The organism is Streptomyces sp. KL116D, from assembly GCF_030766975.1.
In the GTDB taxonomy this organism is placed as follows: Bacteria; Actinomycetota; Actinomycetes; order Streptomycetales; family Streptomycetaceae; genus Streptomyces; species Streptomyces longispororuber_A.
Map to the genome: position 1 here is coordinate 168,788 of NZ_JASERH010000046.1, position 13,544 is coordinate 182,331.

General features: G+C 72.8%; 13 protein-coding genes and 3 pseudogenes. 6 read left to right on the forward strand and 10 right to left on the reverse strand.

The window, feature by feature from the left end; all coding sequences use genetic code 11:
* The first annotated feature begins 429 nt into the window (after positions 1–429).
* From RBJ77_RS19195 to RBJ77_RS19205, 3 genes and pseudogenes are all read left to right on the forward strand, one after another.
* Positions 430–909, forward strand: a complete 480-nt coding sequence (locus RBJ77_RS19195) for a M20/M25/M40 family metallo-hydrolase (RefSeq protein ID WP_372346139.1) — start codon at positions 430–432, stop codon at positions 907–909.
* A 186-nt stretch (positions 910–1,095) separates the two neighbouring features.
* Positions 1,096–1,284: pseudogene (locus tag RBJ77_RS19200) on the forward strand (hypothetical protein); the annotation flags it as partial.
* A 101-nt stretch (positions 1,285–1,385) separates the two neighbouring features.
* The gene (locus RBJ77_RS19205) at positions 1,386–1,718 is read left to right on the forward strand and encodes a hypothetical protein (RefSeq protein ID WP_372346340.1); all 333 of its coding nucleotides are present in this window, start codon (positions 1,386–1,388) and stop codon (positions 1,716–1,718) included.
* Between the two features lie 19 nt (positions 1,719–1,737).
* On the opposite strand, the pseudogene RBJ77_RS19210 reads toward RBJ77_RS19205, so the two are convergent.
* The 9 genes and pseudogenes from RBJ77_RS19210 to RBJ77_RS19250 all read right to left on the reverse strand — a co-directional run bounded on the left by RBJ77_RS19210 (position 1,738) and on the right by RBJ77_RS19250 (position 11,032).
* Positions 1,738–2,542 (reverse strand): annotated as a pseudogene (locus tag RBJ77_RS19210) (MerR family transcriptional regulator).
* Positions 2,535–3,072 (reverse strand): annotated as a pseudogene (locus tag RBJ77_RS19215) (VOC family protein). Before RBJ77_RS19215 ends, RBJ77_RS19210 begins: the two co-directional pseudogenes overlap by 8 nt.
* A gap of 155 nt (positions 3,073–3,227) precedes the next feature.
* Positions 3,228–3,839 carry a dihydrofolate reductase family protein gene (locus RBJ77_RS19220; protein WP_372346140.1) on the reverse strand — a complete coding sequence of 204 codons (612 nt, stop codon included), beginning with the start codon at positions 3,837–3,839 and terminating at the stop codon, positions 3,228–3,230.
* A gap of 260 nt (positions 3,840–4,099) precedes the next feature.
* Positions 4,100–4,423, reverse strand: a complete 324-nt coding sequence (locus tag RBJ77_RS19225; protein WP_372346141.1) for a hypothetical protein — start codon at positions 4,421–4,423, stop codon at positions 4,100–4,102.
* 880 nt (positions 4,424–5,303) lie between these two features.
* Positions 5,304–5,435 (reverse strand): hypothetical protein, encoded by a 132-nt coding sequence (locus RBJ77_RS19230; protein ID WP_372346142.1) that lies wholly within the window; start codon positions 5,433–5,435, stop codon positions 5,304–5,306.
* Positions 5,432–5,752 carry a hypothetical protein gene (locus RBJ77_RS19235; protein ID WP_372346143.1) on the reverse strand — a complete coding sequence of 107 codons (321 nt, stop codon included), beginning with the start codon at positions 5,750–5,752 and terminating at the stop codon, positions 5,432–5,434. The genes RBJ77_RS19230 and RBJ77_RS19235 overlap by 4 nt, the downstream gene beginning before the upstream one ends.
* 2,843 nt (positions 5,753–8,595) lie before the next feature.
* Positions 8,596–9,243 (reverse strand): TetR-like C-terminal domain-containing protein, encoded by a 648-nt coding sequence (locus tag RBJ77_RS19240; RefSeq protein WP_372346144.1) that lies wholly within the window; start codon positions 9,241–9,243, stop codon positions 8,596–8,598.
* 302 nt (positions 9,244–9,545) lie between these two features.
* Complete coding sequence (locus tag RBJ77_RS19245) at positions 9,546–10,235, reverse strand: SDR family oxidoreductase (protein WP_372346145.1); 690 nt, start codon at positions 10,233–10,235, stop codon at positions 9,546–9,548.
* Positions 10,236–10,291: 56 nt separating this feature from the next.
* Complete coding sequence (locus RBJ77_RS19250; RefSeq protein WP_372346146.1) at positions 10,292–11,032, reverse strand: SDR family oxidoreductase; 741 nt, start codon at positions 11,030–11,032, stop codon at positions 10,292–10,294.
* A gap of 176 nt (positions 11,033–11,208) precedes the next feature.
* Here RBJ77_RS19250 and RBJ77_RS19255 point away from each other — a divergent pair, with 176 nt between their 5' ends.
* Entirely contained in the window at positions 11,209–11,637 is a 429-nt protein-coding gene (locus tag RBJ77_RS19255) for an ester cyclase (RefSeq protein ID WP_372346147.1), read from the forward strand.
* A 101-nt stretch (positions 11,638–11,738) separates the two neighbouring features.
* Entirely contained in the window at positions 11,739–12,326 is a 588-nt protein-coding gene (locus RBJ77_RS19260) for a TetR/AcrR family transcriptional regulator (protein WP_372346148.1), read from the forward strand.
* Between the two features lie 16 nt (positions 12,327–12,342).
* Here the strand turns inward: RBJ77_RS19260 and RBJ77_RS19265 are convergent, their stop codons facing one another.
* Positions 12,343–13,101, reverse strand: a complete 759-nt coding sequence (locus tag RBJ77_RS19265) for a DeoR/GlpR family DNA-binding transcription regulator (protein ID WP_372346149.1) — start codon at positions 13,099–13,101, stop codon at positions 12,343–12,345.
* Between the two features lie 58 nt (positions 13,102–13,159).
* Here RBJ77_RS19265 and RBJ77_RS19270 point away from each other — a divergent pair, with 58 nt between their 5' ends.
* Complete coding sequence (locus tag RBJ77_RS19270; protein WP_372346150.1) at positions 13,160–13,543, forward strand: DUF4406 domain-containing protein; 384 nt, start codon at positions 13,160–13,162, stop codon at positions 13,541–13,543.
* The last annotated feature ends 1 nt before the right edge of the window (position 13,544 follow it).

A 13,544-nucleotide genomic window follows, 5' to 3' on the forward strand; every position in this document is an offset into this window, starting at 1 on the left:
ACGGCAGACGGACCCGGAAAGTCCGCCTCCGCGGCCGTCACGGCACAATCGGCCCGCCCTCCGTCCCAGGCCTCCCCGGCCCGCCGCACACCGGGGCGGCCGCGCGTACCGGAACTCCGCACGTACGGGCCGGATCCACCGCCCGCCCGGGCGGCCCTCCCCGCCGGGACGCCGGTGCGCATCCGGCCAAGACGTCCGCTCACGCGCCACGCCCGCACGCCCTTGGTGCCTACGCTGTGAGCGGCCGTCTCGGTGGATTCCCCGTGCCACCGAGGCGGCCTTCCACCCTCTGATCCGGCCGGTCAGGAGCCGGATCAGAGGGTGACGCCGCCTCCGCCGCCGTCACCCGGTTGCACCACCAGCGGCGGTCATCGCCCGGATCCCTAGCGTTCGGATGACAGTGGGAACGGCCTTCGAAGGAGCCGGGGCATGAGCGACGATCCGATCCACGCCGAGTTGGACCGGCGGGCCGCGGCGGTCGAGCAGCAGGTCGTCGCGTGGCGGCACCACCTCCACCGGAACCCGGAGCTGTCCAACCGGGAAGCCGCCACGGCCGGGCTGATCGCGGACCATCTGACCTCCCTGGGGCTCGACGAGGTCCGCACCGGCATCTCCGGTCACGGCGTGGTCGGCGTGCTCAGGGGCGCCGGGTCCGGTGACCGGGTGATCGCGCTGCGGGCCGACACCGACGCACTGCCGGTCAAGGAGGACAGCGGCGAGAGCTTCGCCTCCACGGTCGTGGACGAGGACTATCCCGGCGGGCCGTTCCCCGTGGCGCACGCCTGCGGCCACGACGCGCACACCGCGATGCTGCTGGGCGCCGCCACCGTCTGGCCGGCGTCCGCGAACGGCTGCCCGGCACCGTGCTGTTCGTCTTCCAGCCGGCCGAGAGGGCGCTCCGCCCGGTGAGACGGCGGGGGCGAAGGAGATGCTCGCCCAGGGCGCGTGCGACGACCCGGTGCCCTCGATGGCGTTCGGCATGCACGTGGGCCCGCTGCCGAACAAGTACGTCGGCTACCGGGTCGGCAATCAGTTCGGCGCCTCCTGCATGATCAGGATCGTGCTCACCGGGCAGCAGGTGCACGGCTCCACCCCGTGGATGGGCGTCGACCCGATGCCCGCGGCCGGCGCGCCGTCATCGTCGGCATCGGGCAGCTGTACCGGCAGGTCTCCGCCTTCGACGCGATCACCGTCACCATCGGGCACGTCGAGGACGTCGGCCGGTTCAACATCGTGCCCGGCGAGGTCACGCTGTGGGGCACCATCCGGTGCGCGGTGGAGCAGGACATGAGTGAGGTCCAGAAACGGCTCGCCACCCTCGCAGAACAGACCGCCGCCGCCTACCACTGCACCGCCTCGGTCGAGTACCTCAGGACGTTCCGGCGGTGCACAACCGCAAGAGTGGATCGACGCCGTCCTGCCGACCGTCCGGCGCGTCGTCGGCGAGCGACGCGGTCTTCGAGACCTCACCGACCCTCGGCTACGACGACGTCTCGGAGTTCGTGAACACCTACGGCGGCGTGTACGTGATGCTGGGCGCGCAGGACTGCAGGCTCGGCGAGAACGGCGGCCTCGAACCGGTCCCGGGCGGACGCGGGATGATCCCCAACCACAACCCGCGCTTCTGCGTGAACGACGACGCCCTGCTGCAGGGCGTGCGCCTGCACTGCAACGTCGCCTACGACCACCTGACCGGCACACTCGCTCCCCGGACGTGACGCCCGGCCCCGCCCACCACTACTCCCAGGTCGCGGTGTCCGGGTCGATGCCGTGGGCGCGTGCGCCGGCATCGACGATGCGCCGGAACCAGGCGGCGAGGCCGGGGCGGATGCCGTCGTAGTGGGCGGCGAACCCGGGATCGGCCTCGTACTTGCGGCCGAGGCACACCTGCATCTGCCGGGTCAGCGGAAAGTGCGCGGCGAACACGTCGCGGTGCCGCTCGACGAGTTCGTTCGCCGCCGGACTGCCCGGCGTCACACCGGCGTCCATCGCCTCGGCCAGCGCCCGGTCGAGGTCGGTCATCGCGTCGGTGACAGCCTGCCAGTCCTCCGGGCCGCGCGCGGCGGAGCGCTCGGCGAACTGCTGCCACTGCGTCGTGTCCCCGTCGGACTGGCGTGCCTTGACAGGCCCTTCGGGATCCCAGCCGGGGCCGAAGACCGCGGCCTGCTCCTCGATGGTGAGCAGCAGGCCGCGCTCGTGGGCGTCGATCATCCGGTCGAGTCCGGCGCCGAGCCGCTGGAGCCGTTCGATCCGCTCGGCTACCTGGGTGCGCTGGGCCCGCAGGGCGTCAGGGGACGTCCGTGGCCGGGTCGTCCAGGACGGCGGATCCGGTCCAGGCCGAGACCCAGCTCGCGGTACACCACGATGCGGTGCAGCCGCTCCAGGTCCGCGGCGGTGTAGAGCCGGTACTCCGGCGGCCGTGCGCAGCGAGGGTCGCGCCAGGCCGATCTCGTCCCAGTGGTGCAGCGCGCGGACCGTCACGCCCACTCCGCGCCCCGGCCTGACCGACGGTCAGGCCCTCGGTGTCACGTGCGTCATGCATGGTCCACATTGTCGCCCCGGCCGCCGCTGTCGGGTCCGGTGATCCCGATGGCCGCAAGGTTCCGAGCCTCCTCGCTTGCCGGGTCGTACGGCTTCGCCGCGGTGAAGACGATCGCGCGTGCTCGGGGGTGATCACTTCCACGTCGCGCGTGTTCCACGCAGTGTCCCGCGGCCCGTCGACCGAGTCCGGGCGCACCGCACGGCAGGCCTCGACCAGGGAGTCGACCTGGCCGAGCACGCACGCGAAGCTGACGGAGATCGCCGGCGCGGTGTCCGGCGTGCTCGCCCCGGTGACGAGAGTACGTCCTGGAACGCCCACCGGCGCAGATGGACGAGTCTGCCCGGGATGCCGAACAGTTCGAAGAATCCGAGTCCACGGGTCCAGAAGTCCACCGACGCCGCCAGGTCGTCCGTCGGGATCGTCACGAACGCGGGCATGCCGTAGATGCCGCGGAACAGCTCCGGCGGCACGGCGTCCGGGCCGGGGTCGGGCACGGGGCTCATCTCGAACGCGTTGTAGTAGTCGCTCATGGACGCCACCTTCAGCCCTCCCGCACCGTGAGGGTCAAGCCGCGTCCGCAGCGCGAGCGGCGGCCGGCCGTGTTCTCCCCGACGCGGAACCGCCCGCGTGTCCGTCGCGGTACGCCCGGTCAGCTCGGCACTCCCGAGGCCCCGGTCGGGCGCGCTCATGTCGCCGGTGGCGGGGACGCCGTCGGCGAGCCCGTAGCGCAGGTACACGGCGCCCTGGAGCTGGCGACCGGGGGGCCGAGCAGCGTGACGTTGGTGGGCACCGCGCCGTCCTCGAACACCTTCTTGCCGGCGCCGAGCACGATGGGGTGCAGCCAGAGGTCGATGCGGTCGAAGAGCCGCTCGCGCAGCAGGCTCTGCACGAGGTCCAGGCTTCCGACCACCTTGATGTTCTCGTGCCGCTCGCGGAGCTCGCGCACCGCGTCGGCCAGGTCAGGGCCGAGCTGGGTGGACCCGTCCCACGGCAGGTCGGGCTTGCCGCGCGAGGCCACGTACTTCGGGATGCTGTTGAAGAGCGTGGCGATCTCGTTGTCGGGGCCGCCCTTCTGGTGCGGCCAGTAGGCGGCGCGAAGATGTCGTACGTGCGCCGGCCCAGCAGCAGCGCGTCGGTGCCCTCGTAGGCGGCCTGGATCTGACGCTCCGACGGTCTCGTCGATCAGGGGCGCCTGCCAGCCGCCGAACCGGAAGCCGGCCGGATCCTCCTCCGGGCCGCCGGGCGCCTGCGCGACCAGGTCGAGGGTGGCGAAGAGCTCGAGGTGGATGAGGCCCATGGTCTGCTCCCGGTGAGTCGGTCGTTCCCGTCAAGAGCAGAGAAATCGTTCGGCGGGCGCCCGCAGACTCATCGCCGCGCCGAAGGTCCCGGGCGGCGTCCGATGGCGGTCTCGGTCCCACTGCTCCTGGGCGAGGGAGTCGACGGGCTGCGGCTTGCCAGATGACGGCCAGGGCGATGCAGCAGCTGATCTGGCCGATCGCGATCATCAGGGCGGCCAGCGCCTTCTGGTCGTAGTGCCGGGCCACCTCGGCGTACAGCTCATGTCGGAGACGCGCTCCGTGCCGGTCTGCGTGGCGGGCTGGAGGGTCGCCTCTCACCAGGGCGAGCGCGGCGCGCTCGGCGGCGGTGAAGTGCGGGGCGTCCTGCCAGGAGGAGACGCGGTGATGCGGTCCCGGACTCCCCGGCCTTGCGCAGGAAACCGGTGTTGAGGATGGTCAGATAGGTGTTGTGGACGCAGATCTGTCCGGCGCGCAGGTGCACGAGGCTCATCGTGGTGCGCAGCACCGAGCGGTTGCCCGTGGCGCGGAACAGGGCGGCACCGATGTCGCCGCCCAACTCCGGTACGAACTCGGTGCTGGGCACTCCGCGAGATCGAGGTGCTGCGTCATGGCTGGTCTCCTTCGCTCCGGCCTGCCGGCCCGGTCGGCGTCTTCACTGTCACTGACGGACCGGCTCGCGAAGGTGTGACGGGATGCGGGAAGCTTCTTTCTCGCGCCGGGACCACGGCCCTAGGGCCTGTCGGCAAAGCTCCCGTCGTCGCCCGAAGGGCGGCCCGCGCGCGTGTCTGGTGCGTGCGATCGCAAGGCGCCGGGAGGGCTCCTAGTAGCGGAGCTACGCGGGCTTTCGGCAACGCGGCGAGCGTGCGTGCCAGGCGCCGCGGGGCAGGCGGGAGATTTGACGACGACGCCCTAGTCCGCGCCGGGTCCGCTTCGGCCATGAACTCTCCCACCAGGTCGGCCGGGTTGGCGGCCGCGGTCAGTGCGAGGCATCTGCGTCGGGATCGAACATGTCGTACGGGACCACGGGCGTCGGCGGCCAGCGCCACGCCACGATCCGGCCGCTCTCGTGCAGGTGCCGGGCCGCGCCCACTGCACACCTCGGCGAACCACTCGGCCAGCCGCTCGTCGCGCTCGTCCGGCTCCTCGTCGTCCTCGAACCACAGTCCCCGGGCCTCGGCCTCGCCGGTGGGCCGACGCCCGCGCCGTCGTCCCGGCCGACGACGCGTACGCCTTCGAGGCCGTCGGCGGGAAGAACGCGTAACTCCAGCGCGCCTCCCACGCGTCCGACGTCTGCCCGGCGGCCTCCGCCGCGTCGGCCTCGGTGGTGTAGCCGACGGCCACGTAGGGACGGCGCGGATCCTGGTCCACGCTGTCGGTCGGAACGTCACCGCGTAGATCCCGCGATCCGCCGGAAATCCGCCGACCACCTCGTCGGCTGGCTTGCTGCACCCGTTCCGCGAACGTCATCCGGCCTCCTCGTCCGTGCCGAGGATCCCAGAGCCGGTGGCGCGGCGGACCGGGGCGCCGTCGACGTTCAGGATCCGGGCGTGACGGTGACCGCCGAGGCCGGGCGTCGGTCGGGACCAGCCGATCACGCCGACGGCGACGTACCGCGCGGTGCCGTCGAGCCGGACGCTGCTCTGCCACGCACGTCGGCCGTGGCGCGCCGGTAGGTACGGCCGTCCTCGCTGAACTCCGCGTACCAGTCGACGTGCGTGAGCCAGGCGACCCGCACGTCCGCGATCGGGCGGACCGCTCCGAGGTCGACGACCATGCGGCCGTCGCAGCCCGGCGTCCAGGCGGTGGCCGGGTCGCCGCCGACCAGGACCGCCGGGTCCGCCATCCCGGCCGGCCGTGGCGCGGCCGGGAGCGTGGTCCGTCCCAGCGCGAGATCGGCCACGGGGAAGCGCACGGCCCGCGGCACCGCTGCGGGCCGCCGTCGTCCGCCCGGCGTGCACCACGGCCTCGCCTGCTGCGGCCCTGCGCCGTCACGATGTCACTCCGGCCCGCGGCACCGCCAGCCGCACCGTCGCCGCGTCGACGACCTCGGCGCGCAGGCCTGCGGGATCCGGGCAGCCGTGAGAGGTCATCCGCAGGTGGCAGGACCACCGCCTCGGGCGGCTTCCAGACGGATCTCGCCAGCTCGGTGCCGTCGTCCCGCACGGTCTGCGCCCCCTCGAACAGGATCGTCGCGGTCTTCGGCACGCGGACCCGGGTGGTGACGGCGCGCGTCCGACAGGCTGAACAGGGTCAGGTGCGTCCACGTTTAGCTGCGCCGCTCGTACCTGGGGCGCGTCGGTCGTGGGCGTCGAGCGCTGCGGCCAGGTCGCCGAGCTCCTGCTGCGTCTCGCGCCGGGGTGTCCTTCGGCGAGCAGCGGCATCGGGCCCGCCGTCCGACAGGATCAGCGGTGTTGCCGCACACCGACAGCGGGTTGGCGGCCCGGGTGGCCCCGCACCGCGGCGCAGGACGAATCCGGCCCGCCCGTCGACGTCGAGCCAGTCGGTACCGGTGAGTCACGGGCCCGGGCCACACGACGAGGTCTCGTCCAGGTGCGGCCGCGTCCGTCGAGCCCTGTGCCCGGAAGCGCTGCGTGTCCGGCGGCGCTCTCCCAGCGCAGCGTCACCCGGTCAGACCTCCGTTCCGCGCGCCCAGGTCGGCGGCGATCCAGCGCTGTCCGCACGCGCCGGTCGGCGCGGGACACGGCCCACCGCCGCGGCGTCGCCGTCGACCGCGCGGGCCGGCTCCTCTGCCCGTGTCGGAGGAGGACGCGGCGCAGGCGGCGCCCCGGGCCAGGTCCGTTCCGTCGGCGCCGGCGGACCTCGAACGCGTGCAGCGAGTACCCGTAGGCGGGCGGCCGCACGCCGAGCATCCGCACGCGCGCCGCACCCGGCTGCGCGGGAAGGTGAGCTCGTCCACGCGCGGGCCGCCCCGTCCTGGGCCGGCGTGACGTCCGCCGTGCCTCGGCCGTCCGGAAGGTGCGCGGCCGGTCAGCCCGGCATGCCCGGCATGTCGAGGTTGTGGACCTTGACGACGCCTTCGGCCCGTGCCGGTCGTCGCGTAGACCACCGCGCCGGACGGCAGCGTGGCGAACCCGGCGTACCCGGCGCCGTCGAGGGCGAACAGGGAGGCACTCGCCTCGAAGCCGTCCCGCCCTTCGCGTAGGCGACGACGGATTTGCGGCCGGTGACCTTGGCGGCGGTCGACGGCAGGAACACCGGGTGCTGCCGCTGAGCGCGAACAGCCAGTCGCCGTGGCCGGGCTGCCAGGCGAACTTCACGAACCCGGCCTTGCTCACGGCGCCGGCCCAGGCCCGGCGCGTCTGATGCGCCACCAGACCGGGGCCCGTCCCGTAGTCCACGGCCCCACCGGCCTGCTCGAACAACTCCTTCTGCGTCAGGCGTACGGCCGGGCGGCCGGAGCGGGACCGCCACTCTGTGGAAGAGGTAGCGATGGCGACTCGGCGCGCCTCCGCTCGTACTTGGCTCGCCGGAGAACTTGGCGACGCGGTGGGTCGGCGGATACTGCTGGTGCCGCCTCCAGACGCCGGGCCAGGGCGAGCGTTCGCAGGCCGCGGTCGCCGACCGGTCGCCTGTGACCTGGGCGAGGAAGGCGAGCGGAATCACGTCCCTGCCGTACAGGTGCTCCCGGTCGGCGACCATCGGCATCAGCGGCTCGCCCGCGTCGCTCATCACCGCGAGCAGGGTGCGCCAGAGCGGCCCCGCGTTCGGCTGGTCGGTGAGGACCGGGCAGCTCCCGCCCGGCGAGCAGGAAGTGGACGGCGCTGCGCCCGCGGTGCGCCACAGTTCTTCCTGGTAGTGCGGGCCGAACGAGCCGTGGTTCTCGACGATGAACGTGTCGTAGAGGTTCTGCGCCGTGGCTGGGCGGCCACCGGCACGCCGTCCACGCGCGCCGGATTGCGCGAGGTCCGCGGCCGGCAGCCCGGCCTCGTTGCGGCTCCACCGGCCGAACGCGTCGCTCCAGTCGCCGTGGCGCGGATCGTCCGGCGCTCACGCGAGGGCGGGAGCGTGGACCGCGCGTAGACGCCCATCTCCTCCAGCGCTTGGTGCGTCGCCGACGAATCCGCCGGTTCGCGCCCGTGCGGCGTCCAGTCGCCGGACGCCGGGTCGTCGGCCGTACCCAACCCCGTGGTGAACTGCGCCTGCTCGCGGGTGATGGCGTCGATGTCCGCCCGGACCTCGTCGTCCAGGTCGGCCCAGAGCAGGCGGGCGGCGTGACGAAGTACGACTGGAACGTCGTGTCGAAGAACAGCTTGCTTGCCCCACACGCTGCCGCCGGTCAGCCGGTTGGTCGCCGCGAACTGCTTGATGGTGGCCAGCGTCCGCTTCCGCAGGGTCTCCGGTCGACTCCGGCGCGTCTCGGCGTCGTACGTGCCACGGGTCAGCAGGCCTAGCGTGGCCGAGGACGACGGCGAACTCCGAAGTCCTGTCCGTGTAGAAGCCGCGGGCGGCGTCCCACTGGGCCTCCGACCACCGCGTGTGGTCCAGGAGCACGCGGTAGTACGCGTCCGCCACCTCGTCGGTGCCGGGTGCGTCCCGGCGCGGGCCACCGCCGTTCCGGGAACGCGAGTGTCGCACCGTGAGTCAACGCGGGTCGGCCGAGCCTCCGCCAGTTGGACGAACCGGCGACGGCTCGACCGGACCCTGAGAACTTCATGGCGCCCCACCCTTACGACAACGTTGTCAGATCGCGATCAGTTGTTGGCCGCCTCGCCACCTCCGTCAAGGTTCAGCGCGTCACCGCGCGCACCGCGACCGCCCGGCCGGCTCCCGCCTACTTGGGCCGACGCCGTCCAGGAGGTTGCCAGACGAGCGCGACCACGAAGGCGTCGGTGACGGTTCGTCCGATGAGGAGCCGGTGGTACGCGGCGCCCAGAGCTGGTCGACGAGGACCTGCATCATCGACGTCGGCGCGATCTGGCCGGCTTCCTGCGCCCGCTGAGTGACGCTCTCCGCCAGCCGGCGCCGGTGCGAGGAGTACAGCTTCGGTACGCGGCGGCCAGGTCCTTGTCCGTCTGCGCCGCGCCGATCAGTCGGCACAGCACCCGCTCCCCCGGGGTCCGGGTCAGCGACGTGGGCGAAGGAGCGGAGCTGGGTGAGCAGATCGGCGCGGACGTCCCCGGTGTCGGGGAAGGCTGCGTCTCTCGACGGCGTGGAAGTAGCCGTCGAGGGCGAGCGCGCCCTTGAGGCCACCACTTGTCGAGGTGGTCTTGCTGACGCCGCGGCCTTGGCGACGCGTTCGAAGCGTGAGGTCGCCGGTGCCTCGGCGAGGAGCAGGTCACCGACGGTGCGCAGGACGTCCGCCCGGACCTCGTCCGCGGGACGGCGCCTCGCCTCGCGGCCGCCGCCTTCCTTGGCGGCCGGTCCGCCGGTCTTGTTCGTCACGTGTGCTCCTGCTGGGTTGCGGGTGGTGGCGGACCGGCGTCACCAGCTGGCCGTGCCGATCGTCTCAGGTCGCCTCGGGGCGCCTCGGGTCGCCTCTGTGACCGGACCGTGAGGAGTAGCTCGGCGAGGTCGATGCGTGGTGAGGAACTCGCGGCGGATCCGGTCGGCGGTCTCGGAGACCTCCTGGGACCCGTCGCCGGCGGGGTCGACGTGCACGCGGAAGCGCGCTTCCCGGCGGGCAGGGCGAGACGCGGGCGATCTCGTCGGAGACGAGCGAGCGGTCGCGCCTCGGGGCGAGGTCGTCATGAGCTTGCCGCCACCTGGTCCATCAGCCCGGCGTACTGGTCTCGTACGCGCCTCGACGGCGCGTCGCGGTGGCCGGAGTGGGCGAAGTGGTTGGTGCCGCTGGTGAAGGAGCCGGGGACGACGATGGTGGTCTCCACGCCCCAGCGCGCGAGTTCACCCGCGTAGGACACGGCGAGCGAGTCCATGGCCGCCTTGGCGGCGAAGTACGGGGCGAGGTAGGGCGGGGTGCCGCCCTTGACGCTCGAACTGGACACCCAGAGCACCAGTCCCCGGCCGCGCCGCCGCATGCCGGGCAGCGCCGCGCGGTTGACGCGCTGGGTGGACAGCACGTTCACGTCGTAGAGCTCGGCGAGCTGGTCGGGGGTGAACGCCTCGGCGGGGCCGGTCGCCATGTGCCCGGCGTTGTGGATCAGTACGTCGATGCGGCCGTGCTCGGCCTCGATCCGGGCGATCGCCGCGTCGACCGACTCCTGCGAGTTCACGTCGAGTTCGACGGCGCGCAGGTCGACCTGGTGCTCCTGCGCGTAGTCCGCGGCGGCCTGCACCTGCGGCGCGTTGCGGCCGGTGGTCAGGCGCATGCCGGCGTACACGGTGTGGCCTGCGTCGGCCAGTGCGCGGGCGGTGAGCGCCCCGAAGCCGCTGGAGGCGCCGGTGATGACGACGATGTCGCCGGTGGTGGTGGTCATGATCGTGGTTCCTTCCGGGGAGGCCGGTGGGGCGGGGGCTCGGTGGGCGGCGCCGGTCAGGCGAGGCCGCCGTTGGCGTAGAGGACCTGTCCGTTGACCCAGCGCGCGGGTCCGGCGAGGAACGAGACGGCCTCGGCGATGTCCTCGGGGCGGCCCAGTCGTTCGAGCGGGGTCGCCTGGCCGAACTTCGCGATGGTGGCGTCGTCCTTGCCGTCCAGGAACAGCGGGGTGGCGGTGGGGCCGGGCGCGACGACGTTGACGGTGATGTCGCGGCCGCGCAGTTCGCGGGCCAGCGTGAGGGTCATGCCCTCGACGGCGGCCTTGCTGGCCACGTAGGCGCCGTAGGTGGGCAGTTGGGTGCGGACCACGGACGTGGAGAAGTTGACGATCGCGCCGCCGGGGCGGATGCGCCGCGCGGCCTGCTGGGCGACGACGAAGGTGCCGCGGATGTTCGTGCGGTGCATGCGGTCGAGGTCGGCGAGGTCGAACGTCGCGATCGGCGCCAGGACCATGATGCCCGCGGTGTTGACGACCACGTCGATGCCGCCGAAGGCCGACTCGACCGCGTCGAACGCGGCGCCCATGTCGGTCTCGTCGGCGACGTCGCCGCCCACGGCCATGGCCCTGCCGCCCGCCGCGGTGATCGCGGCCACCGTGTCCTCGGCCTTGGCCCGGTTCCCCGCGTAGTGCACGGCGACCGCGAGGCCGTCCTGGGCGAGCCGCTCGGCCACGGCCCGGCCGATGCCGCCGGAGCCGCCGGTGACGAGGGCGACGCGGTCGGTGAGAGGGGTGCTCATGAGGGTTCTCCTTCGATCACTTCAAATGAACGCTGCGTCCATATAACCATGAAATGAACGCGCCGTCCACATAACCGCGAGCGGCGCGCCGGAAGCCCCCGGATTGCCGCACACATCGACCGCCCTTTATGTTTGACAGCACTGTCAAACATCGAACCGAGCAGGCGGTGGACCCCATGGCGTATGCCAGTTCCGTAGAGATCGTCGAAGCGTTCTGGGAGGAGGTGTGGAACGCCCACGCGCCGGAGCGGATCGACGACTTCGTCACCGAGGACTTCGTGATCACCAACGCGGGCGTCCGGATCGAGGGCCGGGAGAACTTCAAGGCGTGGGTCACGGCGTTCCTGGAGACCGTGCACGACCTGGAGCTGGAGATCGTCGAGACGTTCCAGAACGAGGACGGCAGCCGGGTCGCCTCGCGCTGGGTGATCCACGGCAGGAACAACGGTGTCCTGGGCACCGAGCCCGACGGCCGGGCGATCTCCGTCAGCGGCACGGCCGTCTGGGCGGTGCGCGCCGACGGAAAGCTCGAGCACAACTGGGTGGAGCGGGCCTCGTTCGAACTCCTGCAACGCCTGACCGCGGGGTCGGCCGCCCCGGCCTGACGGCTTCGGCGCGCCCTCGGGGCGAGCCGGCCCGGCGTTATGTTGGACACCGATGTCAACGGACGGGCCGGCTCCGCCGGCGGGTCGGCGGAGGTGGTCCCATGGCCGGAGTGCGCCAGTTCGACGAGCGCGAGACGCTCGGGCGCGCCCTGGAAGTCTTCGGCCTGCACGGGTACCGGGCGACGTCGATGCCGGACCTCGCCACCGGGACCGGGGTGCAGCGCGGCTCGCTGTACCACGCCTACGGCGGCAAGGAGCAGATCTTCCTGCGCGTCTTCGACACCTACACGCGGGAGTTCCTGGCCGACGCGGCCCGGGCGCTGCGCGCCGCCGACACGCGCTCCGCGCTGCTGGCCTTCTTCGACCACTGCGTCCGCTCGATCACCTCGGGCACTCCGTCGCGCGGCTGCCTGTCCACCCGAACGGTGATCGACGCGAGCGCCGACGTCCCGCAGGTGGCGACGGCGGTCCGCGCGTTCCTCGACGACCTCGAAACGGTCGTGCACGACGGGTTGGTGGCCGTCGGCGACGCCGGCACCGTCCTCGAACCGCGCCCGGCGGCCCGCCTCGTGGTCACCACGACCCGGGGTCTCGCCGTCATGGAACGGGCGCACCACACACCCGAGGAGCTGCGGACCATCGCCGCGGACTTCGTCGACTGCCTCACCGGCGGCGCCGGAACCCGGTAGGGCGGTCGCCCGCCGGTCAGCCCGCCGCCAGGACCTCCACGCCCCGCGCCGCGAGTTCCCCGAGGACCGGGTGGCGGGGATCGGCGTCGGTGATCAGTCCGCTGATGCCGTCCCAGGGCAGGACCCGGAACCGGGAGGCGGTTCCGATCTTCTCGGACGACGCGAGGACGTAGGTGTCCGCGGCGCGGGCGGCCAGGGCGCGCTTCATCGCGGCCTCCTCGGCGTCGCCCGTGGTCAGTCCCGCATCGGGGTGGACGCCGGTGACACCGAGCAGGCAGAGGTCCGCCGAGACGTTCTGGGCGGCCTCGATCGCGGCGGCGCCGCAGGTGACCGCGGAGTGCTTGAAGACGCGGCCGCCGAGCAGGAAGAGCTCGGCCCGGGGATGGTCGAGGAGCGCGGCGGCGACGGTGGGGCTGTGCGTGATCACGGTGCAGTCCAGGTCCTGCGGCAGGGCGTGGGCCACGGCGAGGGCGGTCGTGCCGCCGTCCAGGATCAGGGTGCCGCCCGGCCGGACCAGGGCTGCGGCGACCGCGGCGACCTTGCGCTTGCCGTCGGGCGTGACGGACTGCCGGGCCGCGTAGTCGACGACGGCCGGGGACACCGGGAGGGCCCCGCCGTAGACCCGCTGGCACAGGCCCTCGGCGGCGAGGTCGCGCAGATCGCGCCGCACGCTGTCCTCGGAGATGCCCAGGTCCGTGGCGACGGACTTGGCCACGATCTTGCCCTCGCGGGCGAGCAGTTCCAGCAGGTGGTCGCGTCGCTCAGCGGCCAGCATCCGCACTCCTTCAAGGTCTTGCACGTTTCTGCACGTTCTCTGTGTATCGTAGCGCGTCATGACCGACAAGCCGATGCTCATCCTCATCGCCGGGCCCTACCGCTCCGGCACCGACGGCTCTCCGGAGGCCATGGCGGCGAACCTCGCCCGCCTCGAAGCCGCCGCATGGCCGGTGTTCGCCGCCGGGCACGTTCCCGTGATCGGCGAGTGGATCGCCCTGCCCGTCCTGCGTTCGGCCGGCGCGGGCCCCACCGACGACCTCGCCGATCAGGTGCTCTATCCGACCGCCCGGCGTCTGCTGACCCACTGCGACGCCGTGCTGCGGCTGCCCGGCGACTCCACCGGAGCCGATCAGGACGTCGCCGTCGCGCGCCGTCGCGGCCTGCCCGTCTACCACCACGTGGACGAGATCCCCCACCGCGCACCGCAGGAGGCCGCGTGAC

Coding starts and splice junctions, on each gene's coding strand:
- RBJ77_RS19195 (WP_372346139.1), top strand. CDS start 430: ATGAGCGACGATCCGATCCACGCCGAGTTGGACCGGCGGGCCGCGGCG.
- RBJ77_RS19220 (WP_372346140.1), bottom strand. CDS start 3,839: ATGGGCCTCATCCACCTCGAGCTCTTCGCCACCCTCGACCTGGTCGCG.
- RBJ77_RS19245 (WP_372346145.1), bottom strand. CDS start 10,235: ATGACCACCACCACCGGCGACATCGTCGTCATCACCGGCGCCTCCAGC.
- RBJ77_RS19250 (WP_372346146.1), bottom strand. CDS start 11,032: ATGAGCACCCCTCTCACCGACCGCGTCGCCCTCGTCACCGGCGGCTCC.
- RBJ77_RS19255 (WP_372346147.1), top strand. CDS start 11,209: ATGGCGTATGCCAGTTCCGTAGAGATCGTCGAAGCGTTCTGGGAGGAG.
- RBJ77_RS19260 (WP_372346148.1), top strand. CDS start 11,739: ATGGCCGGAGTGCGCCAGTTCGACGAGCGCGAGACGCTCGGGCGCGCC.
- RBJ77_RS19265 (WP_372346149.1), bottom strand. CDS start 13,101: ATGCTGGCCGCTGAGCGACGCGACCACCTGCTGGAACTGCTCGCCCGC.
- RBJ77_RS19270 (WP_372346150.1), top strand. CDS start 13,160: ATGACCGACAAGCCGATGCTCATCCTCATCGCCGGGCCCTACCGCTCC.